Genomic DNA, 14801 nt, shown 5'->3' with positions numbered 1-14801 from the left:
CATGGCCCAGGTCGACCTTCCGCTGCCCCGGGTGGGGCTGGGCCAGGACATCGCGCCCACGCCCGTCAAGGTGGTCCTCAACTGGGGACGCCGGTACTCGTTGTGGGTCTTCAACTTCGGGCTGGCCTGCTGCGCCATCGAGTTCATCGCAGCCTCGATGGCCCGCCACGACTTCATCCGGCTCGGCGTCATCCCGTTCGCCCCCGGTCCACGCCAGGCCGACCTCATGGTCGTCAGCGGCACGGTGACCGACAAGATGGCGCCGGCCGTGCGTCGCCTCTACGACCAGATGCCCGAGCCGAAGTACGTCATCTCCTTCGGCGCCTGCTCCAACTCCGGGGGCCCCTACTGGGACTCCTACTGCGTCACCAAGGGCGTCGACTCGATCATCCCCGTCGATGTCTACGTGCCCGGATGCCCGCCCCGACCCGAGTCCCTGCTCCAGGGCATCATCCGCCTCCAGGAGAAGATCGCCACGGAGTCGTTGAGCACCAAGGGGATTCGTGCCAAGTATGCCGGGCACCGCACCGCCGCCTCTGCGGAGCTCACCCGCGACCTCATCGCGCCCCCGTCCGGGGGTGGCGTTTCATGACCGACATCCCCCAGGCATCCGTCGACGAGCGGCTCGAGGTCGCGCCGGGGGAGTGGCGCGGCGCGGTCGAGGCCCTGCGCGAGGAGGGCTTCACCTTCTTCGACTGGCTGACGGCGGTCGACGAGACCGACCGTGACGACGACCCCGGCTTCGACCTCGTCTGCCACCTCATCGACATCCGCACGCCGAAGGCGTTGCGCCACAGGCTGGTTCGCGCCCGTATCCCCGAGGGCGCCTCGGTCGACAGCCTCACCGAGCTCTTCCCGGGCGCGGCCTGGCACGAGCGCGAGACGCACGAGATGTTCGGCATCGAGTTCACCGGCTTCGACGACGGCACGGGCCTGGGTCTGCGGCCGCTCCTCCTGCCGGACGGCTTCGAGGGCACACCCCTGCGCAAGTCGTTCGTCCTCGCCGCGCGCGCCTCCAAGCCGTGGCCCGGAGCCAAGGAGCCGGGCGAGTCCGGTGACGTCCACGCCAAGCCGACCGGCCGACGCCGCGTCAGCGCACCCGGCATACCCGACCCGCAGTGGGGGCCGCGGTGAACGAGGTCGTCATCACCCAGCCCCTCGAGGTCGTCCTGCGCGCGGTCGGAGTGCTCGCCGCCTTCCTCGTGCTGCCCCTCCTCGTCGGCCAGACCGAGCACAAGGTCATGGCGCACATGCAGGGCCGGCTCGGCCCGATGTATGCCGGCGGGTTCCACGGGTGGGCGCAGCTGGTCGCCGACGGGGTCAAGTTCGTGCAGAAGGAGGACATCACCCCGGCCGCTGCCGACCGGTCGGTCTTCCGGTTCGCACCGGCGGTCGCGCTCGTGCCGTATCTCGTTGCCCTCGCAGTGATTCCGCTGTCGCCGAGCGTCGTCGCGGCCCCCACCAACGCCTCGGCCGTGTTCGTCCTCGCGGCCACCGCGGTCGGCATCCTGGGCACCCTCATGGCGGGCTGGGCCAGCGCCAACAAGTACTCCCTGCTCGGTGCCATGCGGTCCGCCGCCCAGCTGCTCGCCTACGAGCTCCCCCTCGTCCTGGCCGTCGCAAGTGTCTGCCTCGCGGCCGGCACCTTGTCGCTGCGCGTGATCGCCCTCGACTGGCAGCCGTGGTGGCTCCTCTGGCAGCTGCCCGGCGCGATCGTCTTCCTCGTCGCCGCGGTCGCCGAGCTCCAGCGGCCGCCTTTCGACATGCCGGTCGCCGACTCCGAGATCGTGTTCGGCCCCTACACCGAGTACACCGGGCTGCGGTTCGCGTTCTTCCTGCTGTCCGAGTACGCCGGGATCGTCGTCATGTCACTGCTGTTCGCGGTCCTCTACCTCGGGGGTTGGCAGGGACCCTGGGGTGAGCAGGTCGGGTGGATCTGGACGCTGCTCAAGGGTTTTGCCGTCGCAGTCCTCATCATCTGGCTGCGCGTGGCCTGGCCGCGTCTGCGCGAGGACCAGCTCCAGCGGCTCGCCTGGTTGGTGCTCGTCCCGATGGCCCTGGCCCAGCTGGCCGTCACCGCGGTTGGGGTGGTGATGTTCGAATGACTAAGCGCGACAAGGGAACTGGCGGCACCGGCATACCCGGTCTGCTCAAGGGGCTCGCCACGACGGCCCGCACCCTCGCCACCCCCAGCCACACGGCCGAGTATCCCGACGTCTCGCCGACCCTCCCTCCGAGGTCGCGCGGCGTCATCGCGCTGCTCGAGGAGAACTGCACCTCCTGCATGCTGTGCGCCCGCGAGTGCCCCGACTGGTGCATCTACATCGACTCGCACAAGGAGACGATCCCGGCGACGACCCCCGGCGGGCGAGAGCGGCAGCGCAACGTGCTCGACCGGTTCGCCATCGACTTCTCGCTGTGCATGTACTGCGGCATCTGCATCGAGGTGTGCCCGTTCGACGCGCTGCACTGGAGCCCCGAGTTCGAGTACGCCGAGCTCGACATCCGCGACCTCCTGCACGAGAAGCAGCGACTCGCGGAGTGGATGCCCACGGTGCCACCGCCCCCCGCCCTCGACGAGCGGTCCGCCGAGCCAGCCGAGATCGCCGCGACGCACAAGCCCGCCCGCGGCGCGTCGCGGCTCGTCGCCAAGGACCGGCCCGCCCGCGTCCGGCCCCAGCGGCCCGCGGCCGACGACGCGAAGCCGACGGAACCCGACGCATGACCACCCTCGACGTCGCGTTCGCCGCCGTGGGTGCCATCGCCGCCGGCAGCGGACTGCTCGCCGTCACGACCCGGCACGTCGTCCACGCGGCGCTCTGGCTGGTCGTCTGCCTCGGCGCCGTCGCGGGGTGCTACCTCGTCCTCGGTGCCGAGTTCGTGGCGCTGGTGCAGCTGCTCGTCTACGTCGGGGCGATCGTCGTGCTCGTGCTCTTCGCCCTCATGCTCACGCGCGCGCCGATCGGTCCCAACCGCGAGCTCTCGACCGGGCGGATCCACCGGCTGCTCGCCGCTGTCCTCGGCGCCGCCGTCGCGGCCCTGCTCGCCGCCACCCTGCTCCCGCTGGCCGACGGCGTCGTCCGCCGGCACGAGATCCCGAACGCCTCACTGGCGCAAGACATCTTCGGCATCTGGGTGTGGCCGTTCGAGCTGTTGTCGCTGCTGCTCCTCGTCTCTCTGGTCGGTGCCCTGGCGGTCTCACGCCTCGTCGGGGGAGCACCGGGACGGGAGGGGCGCCGATGACGCTGCACCTCACCGGTCCCTACCTGCTCGTGGCCCTCCTCGCGGGCCTCGGCACGTACGGCATCCTCGCCCGCCGCAACGCCGTCCTCGTCCTCATCGGCGTCGAGCTCGTCCTCAACGCGGCCAACCTCCTGCTCGTCACCATCGGTGCCTCCGGCGGGGACCGGTGGAGCGCCGGCAACGTGCTCACACTCTTCGTCATCACGATCGCCGCCGCCGAGGTGGTCATCGCGCTGGCCGTGGTGCTCGCGGTCTTCCGGCTACGCGGTGACGTCGACCTCACCGTCGAACGCTCGAGTGACGGTGCGCTGCCACCGGCCGACGAGCGCGAGGGGGCACGGTGACCGCCACCGCCGCCCGCCTCGTCGTCCTGCTTCCCGCCGTCGCGGCCGTCCTCGGGCTGCTCGTCGCCCGCCGGATCGACCCGCGGGCCGCCCGGCTCGTCGCCACCGTGGGCTCGCTCGCCACGGTCATCGTCGCCCTCGTCGAGGTCATCGGCGTCCACTCCACCGGACCCGTGCGGGCGCTCCAGGTCGCGCCGGCCCTCGACGCCGGTGAGCTGCGAATCCCGTTGCTGCTGCAGGCGACCACCGCACCGGCACTCATCGCGCTCGTGGTGGCCGTCGTCGGCTGGGCCGTGCAGGCGTTCGCCGGCTGGTACCTGCGCGACGACGACCGCTACGGCACCTTCGCCGCCACCGTCTCGCTCTTCACCGCGGGCATGCTCCTCACCGTCCAGTCCGCCGACCTCGTCCTGACCCTCGTCGGCTGGGAGGTCATGGGCTGGTGCTCCTACCTGCTCATCGGCCACTGGTCGCGCAAGGAATCGGCCCGCCGGGCGGCGCTCAAGGCGTTCCTGGTCACCCGGCTCGCCGACGTCGGCTTCGTCCTGGGCGTGGTGATCCTGGCCGCCGGACCCGGCTCGACGGCATACCGGGAGGTCGTCGGTTTCTGGGGTGGCACCGCCGGGTGCGCCGACGCCGGGGCCTGCGCGGCGCCGAGCGGGACCCTGCGCACGGTCGCCATGGCACTGCTCGTGATCGGGGTCCTCGGCAAGTCGGGCATGGTGCCGTTCCACGACTGGCTCCCCGACGCGATGGAGGGCCCGACCCCGGCCTCCGCGCTCATCCACGCCGCCACCATGGTCGCCGCCGGGACGTTCGTCCTCGCCCAGCTCTTCGACGTCCTCGTCGCGGCCGACGGGGCGCGGTGGCTGCTGGCGGTGAGCACGGCCGTGACGATGGTGTATGCCGCGGTGCTCGCCTTCGGGCAGAGCGACCTCAAGCGGCTGCTCGCCTACTCGACGTTGAGCCAGGTCGCCCTCATGCTGTCCGCGCTCGCGGTCGCGCCTGCCGACGAGGGGCCGGGAGCCGGCGTGCTCCACCTCTACTCGCACGCGTTCTTCAAGGCGTTGCTGTTCCTCGCGATCGGGTGGCTCAGCATCGCCGTCGGCAGCACCGCGGCCGCCCGCATGCAGGGCGGTCTGCGCGGCCACCTGTTCATCCGCCCGGCCATGTTCGTCGGGCTGCTGGCCCTCGCCGGGGTGCCGCCGCTGGTCGGGTTCGTCTCCAAAGAGTACGTCCTCAGTGCAGCCGAGGCCGGCGCCTCCGAGGGTGGCCGCGGCTGGCTGGTGCTGCTCGCCGGCATCGTCACCGTCCCCCTCACCGCCGCCTACTGCATGCGCGCCTGGCTCGTGCTCGACCACGTGGGCAGTGCCGACGTCACCCGGCACGACTCCGACTCCGCCGGCGTCCCCGTGCGCACCGCCGTCACGGTCCTCACCGTCCTGTCGGTGGTTGGCGGCGTGGTCGTGTTCACGCCGCTGCTCGACCTCGAGACCCACTTCGGTTGGCTGCTCGCCCTGGTCAGCCTGCTGCTCGTCGTCGGCGCGGGGCTCGCCGTGCGCACCGTCCCCGTCGACGACCAACCCGACCCTGCCACCCGTCTGTTCGGTTCGGCGCGAATGGCCTTGTTCGACAAGGGGTTCGGTGTCGACCGGCTCTACGTGACCCTCGTCGCCAGGCCAGTACTCAAGCTCGCCGACCTGGTCACCTTCCTCGACCGTGAGGTCGTCGATGCCTACGTGCGCGGCACAGCCGTGACGGCCTACTGGGCCGGAAAGGGCGGCAACCGCGCGCACCAGCGCGAGCGCGCCGCGAGCGGCCTGGCCTGGGTCGTCGCCGGAGTCGTCGCGGTGGCCCTTGCGGGGGTGGCGCTGTGGTGATCCTCGTGAGCCTGGTGCTGCCCGCCGCCGTGGCGGTGTGGCTGCTGAGCGCCGGCCGGGTCGTCTCGCACAAGTGGGACAACCGCATCACCGTCACCGCGACCGTGCTCACCCTCGCGGCGGTCATCGTCGCGGTCATCACCCGACCGGAGGTCGACCGGCCGTGGGTGCCGGCGCTCGGCCTGCGCTGGCACCTCGCCGTCGACGGGATCAGCGCGCCGCTCCTGCTGCTCACCGCGATCCTCGGGGTCGGTGTCGTGGTGCACTCGATGGACCGCCAGCCCAGCGGCGGCACACCCGGCGCCTTCCACGCCTGCCTGCTGCTCGTCGAGTTCGGCGCCCTCGCCACCTTCTACGCCCGCGACGCCGTGCTGTTCTTCGTCGCATTCGAGGTCGTGCTGGTGCCGATGTGGGTGCTCATCAGCCGGTTCGGCGACCCACACGACCGACGCCAAAGGGCTGACGCCGCAGGGCGATTCGTCCTCTACACGGTCTTCGGCTCGACCCTGATGCTGCTCGGCATCCTCGCCCTCGTCGTCAAGGCGGGGACCGCCGACCTCGACGTCCTCGCGCGAGCCGCCGGCCACGGCATACCCGTCGGCACGCAGGTGCTCATCGCGGCGCTCCTCGTCGCCGGGCTCGCGGTCAAGGTCCCGGTCTTCCCGCTCCACACGTGGCTGCCGCCGGCGCACACGACCGCACCGACCGCCGGCTCGGTGCTGCTGGCCGCGGTGCTGCTCAAGATGGGCACCTACGGCCTGGTCCGGCTGCCGCTCGCCACCGTGCCCGACGGGTTCCAGCGGGTCGCGCCCTACCTCGCCGTGCTCGGCGCGGTGAGCATCATCTGGGGTGGCCTGGCCTGCCTCGCCGAGCGCGATCTCAAGCGCCTCATCGCCTACTCCTCGGTGGCGCACATGGGTTTCGTCGTCATCGGCATCGCCAGCGGCACCCAGACCGGGCTGCAAGCCGCGCTGTTCGCGAACGTCGCGCACGGCGTCATCTCGGCCCTGTTGTTCGTCGTCGTCGGCGGCCTCAAGGACCGCTGGGGCGGCACGGACCTGCGCACCGCCCGGGCCGCCGTGCGCGAGGTCGCGCCGCGCCTCGGGTTCGCGCTCGTGGTGGGCCTCGCCGCGTCGCTGGGTCTGCCCGGGCTCGCGGGGTTCTGGGGTGAGTTCCTCGCCGTGTATGCCGCGTGGTCACCGGCCGACGACCGTCCCCTCGCGCTGTTCCGCACCATCGCGGTCGTGGCCGCGCTCGGGACGGTGCTCGCGGCGGCATACGCCCTGCGCGTGGCGCGCGTCGTCTGGGCGGGGGAGCGACGTGAACCGCTGATCGAGGACAGCCGCGACAGCGAGTGGGACGTCGCCTCGGTCCTCGTCCTGGCCACGCTCGTCCTCGGGGTGCTGCCCGGGCCGCTGCTGGCACTGACCAGCGGCAGTGTCGCGGCACTGGTCGGGGGTGGCCCGTGAACTCGCTCGTGACCATCGACTGGCTTGCCCTCGGGCCGGTGCTCGCGCCGGCCGCGGGTGCCGTCCTCGTGCTGGTCCTGGACGCCCTCGCGCCCCGGCTGGCACGGCTGCACTTCGTCGTCGCGCTCCTGGCACTGCTGGCCGGTGCCGCGTTGAGCGTGCCCGGCACGGTGCAGCCAGCCGACCGGCCCGTGCGCACCCTGTGCCTGCCCGCCCCGGAGGGTGCGTGCCTCTACGAGGCCGGTCCCGCGGCGAGTGCTCTCCAGCTGGTCGCCCTGGTCGCGGCCGCGGTGGTGTTGCTGCTCGCCTGGCCCGGCGCCGCGCCGGAGACGCTGCGGCTGCGCGGTGGCCCCGCGGTCGAGGCCTGTCTCATCCTGACGGCCAGCGCCGGGGCGGCAGGGGTCGCGGCAGCCCACGACCTGGGCTCGTGGCTCGTCTGCCTCGAGCTCGCGACGCTGCCGGTCATCGCCCTTGTGGCCCTGCGCGGCACGGCTGCGGCGGGGCGTGGAGCACTCGCGCTGCTGACCACCTCGCTCGTGTCGTTCGCGATGGTCGTGCTGGGGGCCGCGCTGTGGGTGCTCGCCACGGGGCAGGCCGTGTTCGCCGGTGGCGCCGTGGCCTCGGCCCTCGCCGACGCACAGCGCCGCCCTGTGCTGGTGCTGTCGGTCCTGTTGCTGCTCGCGGGGCTCGGCTTCAAGCTCTCGCTCGTGCCGTTCCACGCGTGGACACCGCAGGCGTATGCCGGTGGGTCCGAACCGGTCGCGGCCTTCCTCGCGGCAACCTCCAAGGTCGCCGCGCTCGCAGCCCTGCTCGTCGTCCTCGGGCCGCTGGTCGCCGCGCAGGGGCCGGTGCTGGTCGCCATCGGCATCGTCGCCGCGCTGAGCATGACCGTGGGCAACGTCCTGGCCCTCGTGCAGGACGACCCGGTGCGCCTGCTCGCCTGGTCGACCGTCGCCCAGGCCGGGTGGGTGGTGCTGCCGCTGTCGGCGGCCTCCGCCCTGTCCGTCGCCGCGTCGTCCGGATACCTCGCGGCCTACGTGCTGGCCACGCTCACCGCGTTCGCCGTGGTCCACGTGGTCTCGACGGCGCCGGCCGCGAGAGGGGTCGGGGCAGACCGACGCACGCTCGCGGCATACACGGGGTTGTTGCGCTCGCACCCGCTGCTCGGCGGCGCCCTCGGGCTCGCGCTCCTCTCACTCGCCGGTCTGCCGCCGGGCATCATCGGCCTGGTCGCGAAGGTCCTCGCGCTGCGTCCGGTGGTCGACGCCGGCCAGTGGACGCTGGCCGCGGTCGCCCTCGTCAACGCGGTGGTCGGTGTCGCCGTCTACCTGCGGTGGTTCGCGGTGACGTTGCGCGACCCGGACCGCGGCCCCACCGCGGCGGTCGTGCGACGCGTGCCGCGCAGCGCGGTCGCCGGCCTCGCCGTCGCCACCCTGTTGCTGGCGGCGACCAGCCTCATGCCACAGCTGCTGCTGGGCCTCGTCGACTAGGCGGCCGGAGCGGCGTCGCGGCGCAGACGGGTGCCGAGCGCGACGGCGAGGTCGAAGGCGTGCTGGCTCGGGCCGAGGTTCGCCTTGCCGGTGCCGACCAGCTCGAAGGCCGTGCCGTGCGCGGGCGTGCAGATCGGCACGGGCAGGCCGCCCTGCACGGTGACGCCGCGGTCGAAGCCCATGAGCTTCATCGCGATCTGGCCCTGGTCGTGGTACATCGTCACGACACCGTCGTAGTTGCCGGCCTTGGCGCTGATGAAGATCGTGTCGCAGGGGAACGGGCCGCTGGCGTCGATGCCCTCGACCTGTGCGAGCTTCACGCCGGGGGAGATGTGCTCGATCTCCTCCCGCCCGAACTGGCCGTTCTCGCCTGCGTGCGGGTTGAGCGCGCACACCGCGAGGCGCGGCGCCTCGATGCCGGAGCCCTTGAGGACGTCGTCGAGCAGGCGGATCGCGTCGAGCACCGAGGTGGCGTTGATCCGCTGGGCGACACCTGACAGGGGGATGTGGGACGTGACCCGTGAGGTCACCAGATCGGGCACGAAGTTGAGCTCGGACGTCACGCCGTCAAACCCGAGCTGCTTGGCGAACCAGCGCAGCTCGTCCTCCTCGTGCATGCCGGCCAGGTGCAGGGACGCCTTGTTGAGCGGCGTGAACATGATCGCGTCGACCGTGCCCTCCTCGTACAGCCGCAGGGCCTTGGTGAGGTCGGTCATGACCCGCTCGCCGGCCGCCGTGCTCACCTTCCGGCGCTCGACCTGCTGCACCGGTGCGCCGGCACCGACGAGGGTGACCAGCCCGGGGCCGGGGGTGTCCGACAGCGGCACCTCGACGCCGGCCTCGGCGCAGTGGGCTGCGAACTCCTCGGGCTCGGCGAGCACGAGCACCTGAGCGCGCTCGCGGTTGGCCGGGTCGGCGAGCAGGCGGACCGCCAGCTCCGGGCCGATCCCGGCGGGGTCACCGAGGGTGAGGGCGAGGCGGGGCACAGGGGTGGCGGACATGGTTCTCCAGAGGTATGCCGGTGAGTTTCCTATAGGATTCAGCGCGGCGCGTGCGCTGTCAACCCCGTCTCGTCCGGGCGGGCGCGGGGGTGGGCGTCGCCGTCAGGCGTCGGCGGAGTCGGCGAGCGAGCGCTGGCGCACACCCTCGAGGTGGCTGCGCATCTGCTCCACGGTGGCCTCGACGTCACCCGTGGTCGCCGCCCGGAGGATGGCTGCGTGCTCGGCCACGGCCAGGTCGACGTCGGTCACGCCGTGGCCCGCGGACTGGCGCATCCGGTGCACCTGTGGCGACAGCGACTGGGCCAGCTGGAGCAGGTAGCTGTTGTGGCAGTGCTCGAACAGGGTGCGGTGGAACGCCCAGTCGGCGTCGTAGTAGCGGCGCAGGGCGGGCCACTCGGTGCCGTCGTCCTGCGACTGGCTCTCCTTGACCTCGGCGGCAGCCACCACGTGGTCGGCATGGGCTGCCTTCAGGTGTAGAAGTCCGTTGTCAGTCAACGGAATCGCGCCCCGAACGGCGGCCAGCTCCAGCAGCGACCGGGCGTCGACCAGCTCGGCCATCCGCTCCCTGGTCAGGGGCGGGGCGACGCGATACCCCTTGAGCGCCGCCCGGGTCACCAGCCCCGTGTGCTCGAGCTGCACCATGGCCTCGCGCACGGGCGTGGGGGAGACCCCGAGGTCACGCGCCAGCCCGTCGATGGACAGGCTCTGGCCGGGCTGCACACCACCCTCGAGCAGTAGTTCCAGCAGCTTGTCGTAGACGCCGTCGCGCAGGGCTCGGCGCTCGATGGGCGCCTCGTCCAGCCGGCCTCGCAGGGCGGTGGCGCGGGTGCTCGAGGAGTCGGGGGTCTGGGTCATCGCGGAGAAATCCTAGCGGGAGGGCTGGACAAACCCTGTGGCATAGATCCTATAGTATTCGAACCGAGCACCGACCCGGTGCCGGGCCACGGACGAAGGAGTCGACAGGTGGCGCCGACGGCGGACGACTGGCCCATCGGGGCGGCGCTCATCCAGTTCCCGGGGACGACCCGGGCCGGGATGAGCGTGCAGGACGCCGGCCCCCAGCACTGGTCGCGGATCTTCGCGGAGGTGCGGGCCGCCGGCTTTGACCACGTCGACCTCACCGACTCCTGGCTGCGTCCCGGGGACCTCGACCCCGCCGGACGCGCCGACCTGGTGCGGGCCCTCAAGGACGCCGGCCTCGGCCTGACCGCGATCTCCGTGGTCCGCCGCAGCGTCATTGATCCGCGCGACGGGCAGGACAACCTCGCCTACGCCCTGCGCACCGTCGAGGCCGCCGCCGAGATCGGAGCACCCGTCGTCTGTCTCGGGCTGCACCGCCCGCTCCTGCCCGAGCAGCAGCAGGCCGAGTGGTTCTGGACTGCCGCCAGCGACGCCGACCCGTTGCAGGACGGCGACGCCTTCATGCTCGCCGCCTCCCGGTTTCGCGAGGTCGGCCGAGCCGCTGCCGAGCTAGGGGTCGATGTCTCGCTCGAGCTCTACGAGGACACCTTCCTCGGCACCGCCGACTCGTGCCTGCGGATGGTCGACGCCATCGACCTCGACAACGTCGGCCTCAACCCCGACGTCGGCAACATCGTCCGCCTGCACCGACCGGTCGAGGCGTGGCAGGAGATCCTCGCCAAGACCCTGCCCCGCGCCAACTATTGGCACGTCAAGAACTACTTCCGCGCCCACGACCCGGCCTCCGGTGCCTACATCTCCATCCCGGCGCCACTCGAGCTCGGCGTCGTCGACTACCGGCGGGCCGTCGAGATGGCCCTCGCCGCAGGCTTCCAGGGCCCGATCTGCACGGAGCACTACGGCGGCGACGGCCTCGGGGTCTCCGCGACCAACCGCCGTTACCTGCGCGACCTGCTGCGCATCAAGCTCGAGGTGTCCGAATGACGTTCGTGCACAACGCCCCCGACGACTTCGCCCGCGAGGCGGTCGAAGGCCTCGCCGCGGCATACCCGGAGCACCTGGTGGCGGTCACCGGAGGCGCGGTGCGCGCGACCTCGTCGCCCGACGGTGAGGTGTGTGTGGTCCTCGGCGGCGGCTCCGGCCACTACCCGGCCTTCGCGGGCTGGGTCGGCCGTGGCTTCGCCCACGCGGCCGCGTGCGGCAACACGTTCGCCTCGCCGCCCGCCACCCACATCGCGAACGTCGCCCGCACCGCGCAGCAGGGTGGCGGTGTCGTCCTCGGCTTCGGCAACTACGCGGGCGACGTCCTGCACTTCGGCCAGGCCGCCGAGATCCTGCGCGCCGAGGGGCACGACGTGCGCATCGTCGCGGTCGCCGACGACGTCGCCTCCGCCCCGACCGACCAGGCGTCGACGCGGCGCGGGGTCGCCGGTGACCTCGTGGTCTTCAAGTGCCTAGCCGCCGCGGCGGCCGAGGGCATGGGCCTCGACGACGTCGAGCGCGTCGGTCGCCTCGCCGACTCCCGCACCCGCTCGTTCGGCGTGGCCTTCACCGGATGCACGCTCCCCGGGGCCGGTGAGCCGCTGTTCACCGTCGCGACCGGGCGACTCGGGCTCGGCCTCGGCATCCACGGCGAGCCCGGTCTGGGGGAGGGTGACCTCGTCACGGCCGATGAGCTGGCCGACCTGCTGCTCGACCGCATCCTGGTCGACTTCGGCCCGGACCGCCCCGGCGACCGGGTCGCGGTCCTGGTCAACGGGCTCGGCTCGACCACCCACGAGGAGCTCTTCGTCCTCTACCGCCGGCTCGCCGCCCACCTGGCCGAGAAGGGACTCACCCCGGTGGGACCGGAGGTCGGCGAGCTGGTCACGAGCCTCGACATGGCCGGGGTCTCGCTCACGCTGACGGTCCTCGACGACGAGCTCGAGCGACTCTGGCTGGCGCCCGCCGACACGCCCGCCTTCCGTCGCGGGTCACCTGCTCAGGCGCCGCGCCGCGAGGTGCGCGAGGACAGCGGTGCCGCCGTCGCCTCCGGCCACGGGTCGCCCGAGTCCCGGTATGCCGCCCAGCAGCTCGTCGTTGCCCTCGCCGCCGTGCGTGACGCCATCGGGCGGGAGGCCGGGCGACTCGGCGACATCGACGCCGTCGCGGGTGACGGGGACCACGGCATCGGGATGAGCCGCGGAACTGCCGCGGCCGCGGATCGTGCCACCGGGGCCGTGGAGTCAGGGACCGGCCTCGGTGGTGCCCTCTCGGCTGCCGGACTGGGATGGTCCGAGGCCGCCGGCGGCACCTCCGGGGCCCTGTGGGGTGGGGCGCTCGCCGCAGCGGCTGCTTCGCTCGGCGACGAGCGCGCCCCGGGGCCGCAGGAGCTGGTGGCGGCCGTCGAGGCGGCTGTGGCCGCGCTCGCCCGGCTCGGCGGTGCGAGAGTCGGCGACAAGACGATGCTCGACGCGGCCCGCCCCTTCGCCGACACCCTGGCCGACCGAGTGGCGGCCGGTGACACGGCAGCCGAGGCGCTCGCCGCCGCCGTCGCGGCGGCAGGTCGCGCAGCCGATGCGACCGCCGACCTGGTCGCCCGGCTCGGCCGGGCGAAGACCCACGGCGACCACAGCCTGGGCACCCCCGACGCAGGTGCCGTCTCGTTCGCGCTCGTCGCTGCCACGGCAGCACGGGCGTGGCCGACCACGACGAACACCGTTACCCCGCAAGCCGTTGCGCAGGAGAGCACGTCATGAGCCAGCACGCCGAACCGACCGTCGACCAGACCCGCCCGCTGCGCATCGTCGTTGGCGCCGACGACGCGGGCGCGGCCTACAAGGACGCGCTCAAGGCCGACCTCGAGGCCGACCCGCGCGTGGCCGAGGTGGTCGACGTCGGGGTGACTCTCGGCGGCGACGACGAGAAGACGGCATACCCCCACGTGGCGGTGCGGGCCGCCCGCATGGTCGCCGACGGGACGGCCGACCGCGCCCTCCTGGTCTGCGGCACCGGTCTCGGCGTCGCCATCTCCGCCAACAAGGTGCCCGGCGTGCGCGCCGTAACGGCCCACGACTCGTTCTCGGTCGAGCGGGCGGTGCTGTCCAACAACGCCCAGGTGCTCACCTTCGGCCAGCGGGTCATCGGCCTCGAGCTCGCCCGCCGACTGGCCCGTGAGTGGCTGGGCTACACCTTCGACCCTGCCTCGGCGTCGGCGGAGAAGGTCGCCGCCATCGAGTCCTACGAGGACGCGCCATGACGCTGTGGGTCGGCACGAGCTGGAAGATGACCAAGGGCCTCGCCGAGGCGCGCGAGTATGCCGCGGAGTTCGCCACCGCGGTCGGCTCGCGTGCCGCTGGGGGCGAGCACCCGTGGCCCGGCGTCCAGCCCTTCGTCCTGCCACCGCTGACGGCGTTCACGGCTGTGCGCGACGTCCTGGCCGGCGCCGTCGCGGACGACGACGTGCTGCTCGGCGTCCAGAACGCCCACTGGGACGACGCGGGTGCCTGGACCGGTGAGGTGTCCGTGCCGCAGGTGGCCGAGCTCGGCGCACGCCTGGTCGAGATCGGGCACTCCGAACGACGAGCGCACTTCGGCGAGACCGACGAGACCGTGCGCGCCAAGACGGCGGCCGCCGTGCGGCACGGGCTCGTGCCGCTGGTGTGCGTCGGCGAGACCCAGGCAGAGCGTGCGGCCGGCCGGGCGGTCGAGGTCACGACCCGACAGCTCGACGCCGCCCTGGCCGGCTACGGCGACGGTGCCCGCGACCGCGGCCGGACCGGAGCACCGGTCCTCGTGGCGTACGAACCGGTGTGGGCCATCGGCGAATCGGGCAGAGAACCCTTGCCGGACGAGCTCGCTGAGGTCATGCCGGGGCTGCGTGAGCGCGGCGCCGGTGTCGTGACGGCCCTCCTCTACGGCGGCTCGGTCAACACCGGCAACGCGTCCCAGCTGCTCGACCTGCCCGGCGTCCAGGGGCTGTTCGTCGGTCGCGGCGCCTGGTCGGTGGACGGCCTCGTCGCCATCCTCGACGCCGCGGTCCGCGCCGCCACCACCACACCGACGACCGAAACCATCCAGCCAGGCCCGCCGGTCACCGCGGGTGAGCACGCGGCATACACCCCCACACCCACTGAAAACCCCCACGGAACAATGAGTTCCACCAATCTGGAAGGCACGTCATGAACTCGACAAGGACGTCGATCCTCGCCGCGGTCTCGGTCGCGGGTCTGCTCGCGCTGACCGCCTGCGGCTCGGGCAGCGGCAACTCCGGCTCCGGCGGCGGTGGCTCGTTCAAGCCCAAGGGCAACGTGACCATGGTTGTGCCGTTCGGTGCCGGCGGTGGCAGCGACGTCTCCGGCCGGTCCATCGCGGCCGGCCTGGAGAAGGCCGAGCCGGGCCTCAAGATCAACACCGAGAACCGTGAAGGCGGCTCGGGCGCCGTCGGGTACTCTTCCTCTCCAAGAAGGGCAAC

General features: G+C 72.6%; 15 protein-coding genes. 13 read left to right on the top strand and 2 right to left on the bottom strand.

All coding sequences use genetic code 11. From position 1 onward, the window contains the following. The first annotated feature begins 1 nt into the window (after window position 1). Genes HJG52_RS16155 through HJG52_RS16115 form a run of 9 tightly spaced genes read left to right on the top strand, consistent with a single transcriptional unit; the run spans window position 2 to window position 8426 of the window. A complete protein-coding gene (locus HJG52_RS16155; RefSeq protein WP_171244663.1) occupies window positions 2–592 on the top strand; it encodes an NADH-quinone oxidoreductase subunit B in 591 nt (196 codons plus the stop codon). Further along, the gene (locus tag HJG52_RS16150; RefSeq protein WP_171244662.1) at window positions 589–1134 is read left to right on the top strand and encodes an NADH-quinone oxidoreductase subunit C; all 546 of its coding nucleotides are present in this window, start codon (window positions 589–591) and stop codon (window positions 1132–1134) included. Before HJG52_RS16155 ends, HJG52_RS16150 begins: the two co-directional genes overlap by 4 nt. Further along, on the top strand, window positions 1131–2105 hold the full coding sequence (locus HJG52_RS16145; protein WP_346767788.1) for a complex I subunit 1/NuoH family protein: 975 nt from the start codon (window positions 1131–1133) through the stop codon (window positions 2103–2105). The genes HJG52_RS16150 and HJG52_RS16145 overlap by 4 nt, the downstream gene beginning before the upstream one ends. Further along, window positions 2102–2725: a NuoI/complex I 23 kDa subunit family protein gene (locus HJG52_RS16140; protein WP_171244661.1), complete on the top strand. Its 624-nt coding sequence runs from the start codon at window positions 2102–2104 to the stop codon at window positions 2723–2725. Before HJG52_RS16145 ends, HJG52_RS16140 begins: the two co-directional genes overlap by 4 nt. Beyond that, the gene (locus HJG52_RS16135) at window positions 2722–3243 is read left to right on the top strand and encodes an NADH-quinone oxidoreductase subunit J family protein (RefSeq protein WP_171244660.1); all 522 of its coding nucleotides are present in this window, start codon (window positions 2722–2724) and stop codon (window positions 3241–3243) included. The genes HJG52_RS16140 and HJG52_RS16135 overlap by 4 nt, the downstream gene beginning before the upstream one ends. Then, window positions 3240–3587, top strand: a complete 348-nt coding sequence (gene nuoK, locus HJG52_RS16130) for an NADH-quinone oxidoreductase subunit NuoK (RefSeq protein WP_171244659.1) — start codon at window positions 3240–3242, stop codon at window positions 3585–3587. Before HJG52_RS16135 ends, nuoK begins: the two co-directional genes overlap by 4 nt. Further along, the gene (locus HJG52_RS16125) at window positions 3584–5467 is read left to right on the top strand and encodes a proton-conducting transporter transmembrane domain-containing protein (protein WP_171244658.1); all 1884 of its coding nucleotides are present in this window, start codon (window positions 3584–3586) and stop codon (window positions 5465–5467) included. Before nuoK ends, HJG52_RS16125 begins: the two co-directional genes overlap by 4 nt. Continuing rightward, on the top strand, window positions 5461–6936 hold the full coding sequence (locus tag HJG52_RS16120) for an NADH-quinone oxidoreductase subunit M (RefSeq protein WP_171244657.1): 1476 nt from the start codon (window positions 5461–5463) through the stop codon (window positions 6934–6936). Before HJG52_RS16125 ends, HJG52_RS16120 begins: the two co-directional genes overlap by 7 nt. After that, the gene (locus tag HJG52_RS16115; RefSeq protein WP_171244656.1) at window positions 6933–8426 is read left to right on the top strand and encodes a proton-conducting transporter transmembrane domain-containing protein; all 1494 of its coding nucleotides are present in this window, start codon (window positions 6933–6935) and stop codon (window positions 8424–8426) included. Before HJG52_RS16120 ends, HJG52_RS16115 begins: the two co-directional genes overlap by 4 nt. Here the strand turns inward: HJG52_RS16115 and HJG52_RS16110 are convergent. Together HJG52_RS16110 and HJG52_RS16105 are read right to left on the bottom strand one after the other, a co-directional pair. Next, on the bottom strand, window positions 8423–9427 hold the full coding sequence (locus HJG52_RS16110) for a 4-hydroxythreonine-4-phosphate dehydrogenase PdxA (protein WP_171244655.1): 1005 nt from the start codon (window positions 9425–9427) through the stop codon (window positions 8423–8425). The two genes, HJG52_RS16115 and HJG52_RS16110, sit on opposite strands and share 4 nt — an antisense overlap. A 102-nt stretch (window positions 9428–9529) precedes the next feature. After that, on the bottom strand, window positions 9530–10282 hold the full coding sequence (locus tag HJG52_RS16105) for a GntR family transcriptional regulator (protein WP_171244654.1): 753 nt from the start codon (window positions 10280–10282) through the stop codon (window positions 9530–9532). Window positions 10283–10390: 108 nt separating this feature from the next. Between HJG52_RS16105 and HJG52_RS16100 the strand changes: the two genes are divergently transcribed. Genes HJG52_RS16100 through HJG52_RS16085 form a run of 4 tightly spaced genes read left to right on the top strand, consistent with a single transcriptional unit; the run spans window position 10391 to window position 14512 of the window. Next, the gene (locus HJG52_RS16100) at window positions 10391–11332 is read left to right on the top strand and encodes a TIM barrel protein (protein WP_171244653.1); all 942 of its coding nucleotides are present in this window, start codon (window positions 10391–10393) and stop codon (window positions 11330–11332) included. After that, the gene (locus tag HJG52_RS16095) at window positions 11329–13086 is read left to right on the top strand and encodes a dihydroxyacetone kinase family protein (RefSeq protein ID WP_171244652.1); all 1758 of its coding nucleotides are present in this window, start codon (window positions 11329–11331) and stop codon (window positions 13084–13086) included. Before HJG52_RS16100 ends, HJG52_RS16095 begins: the two co-directional genes overlap by 4 nt. Continuing rightward, on the top strand, window positions 13083–13586 hold the full coding sequence (locus HJG52_RS16090; RefSeq protein WP_171244651.1) for a ribose-5-phosphate isomerase: 504 nt from the start codon (window positions 13083–13085) through the stop codon (window positions 13584–13586). Before HJG52_RS16095 ends, HJG52_RS16090 begins: the two co-directional genes overlap by 4 nt. Further along, entirely contained in the window at window positions 13583–14512 is a 930-nt protein-coding gene (locus tag HJG52_RS16085; RefSeq protein WP_171244650.1) for a triose-phosphate isomerase, read from the top strand. Before HJG52_RS16090 ends, HJG52_RS16085 begins: the two co-directional genes overlap by 4 nt. Window positions 14513–14801: the final 289 nt, after the last annotated feature.

Origin of the sequence: Knoellia koreensis, from assembly GCF_013041615.1 — a bacterium.
GTDB lineage: Bacteria > Actinomycetota > Actinomycetes > Actinomycetales > Dermatophilaceae > Pedococcus > Pedococcus koreensis.
The sequence above is the reverse complement of the archived record's forward strand: the minus strand, read 5'-3'. Positions and strand labels throughout refer to the sequence as shown.

Excerpts from the sequence above, each read along its gene's own strand:
- HJG52_RS16105 (WP_171244654.1), bottom strand. The coding sequence starts at position 10,282 with ATGACCCAGACCCCCGACTCCTCGAGCACCCGCGCCACCGCCCTGCGA.
- HJG52_RS16140 (WP_171244661.1), top strand. The coding sequence starts at position 2,102 with ATGACTAAGCGCGACAAGGGAACTGGCGGCACCGGCATACCCGGTCTG.
- nuoK (WP_171244659.1), top strand. The coding sequence starts at position 3,240 with ATGACGCTGCACCTCACCGGTCCCTACCTGCTCGTGGCCCTCCTCGCG.
- HJG52_RS16085 (WP_171244650.1), top strand. The coding sequence starts at position 13,583 with ATGACGCTGTGGGTCGGCACGAGCTGGAAGATGACCAAGGGCCTCGCC.
- HJG52_RS16110 (WP_171244655.1), bottom strand. The coding sequence starts at position 9,427 with ATGTCCGCCACCCCTGTGCCCCGCCTCGCCCTCACCCTCGGTGACCCC.
- HJG52_RS16155 (WP_171244663.1), top strand. The coding sequence starts at position 2 with ATGGCCCAGGTCGACCTTCCGCTGCCCCGGGTGGGGCTGGGCCAGGAC.
- HJG52_RS16135 (WP_171244660.1), top strand. The coding sequence starts at position 2,722 with ATGACCACCCTCGACGTCGCGTTCGCCGCCGTGGGTGCCATCGCCGCC.
- HJG52_RS16150 (WP_171244662.1), top strand. The coding sequence starts at position 589 with ATGACCGACATCCCCCAGGCATCCGTCGACGAGCGGCTCGAGGTCGCG.
- HJG52_RS16095 (WP_171244652.1), top strand. The coding sequence starts at position 11,329 with ATGACGTTCGTGCACAACGCCCCCGACGACTTCGCCCGCGAGGCGGTC.
- HJG52_RS16090 (WP_171244651.1), top strand. The coding sequence starts at position 13,083 with ATGAGCCAGCACGCCGAACCGACCGTCGACCAGACCCGCCCGCTGCGC.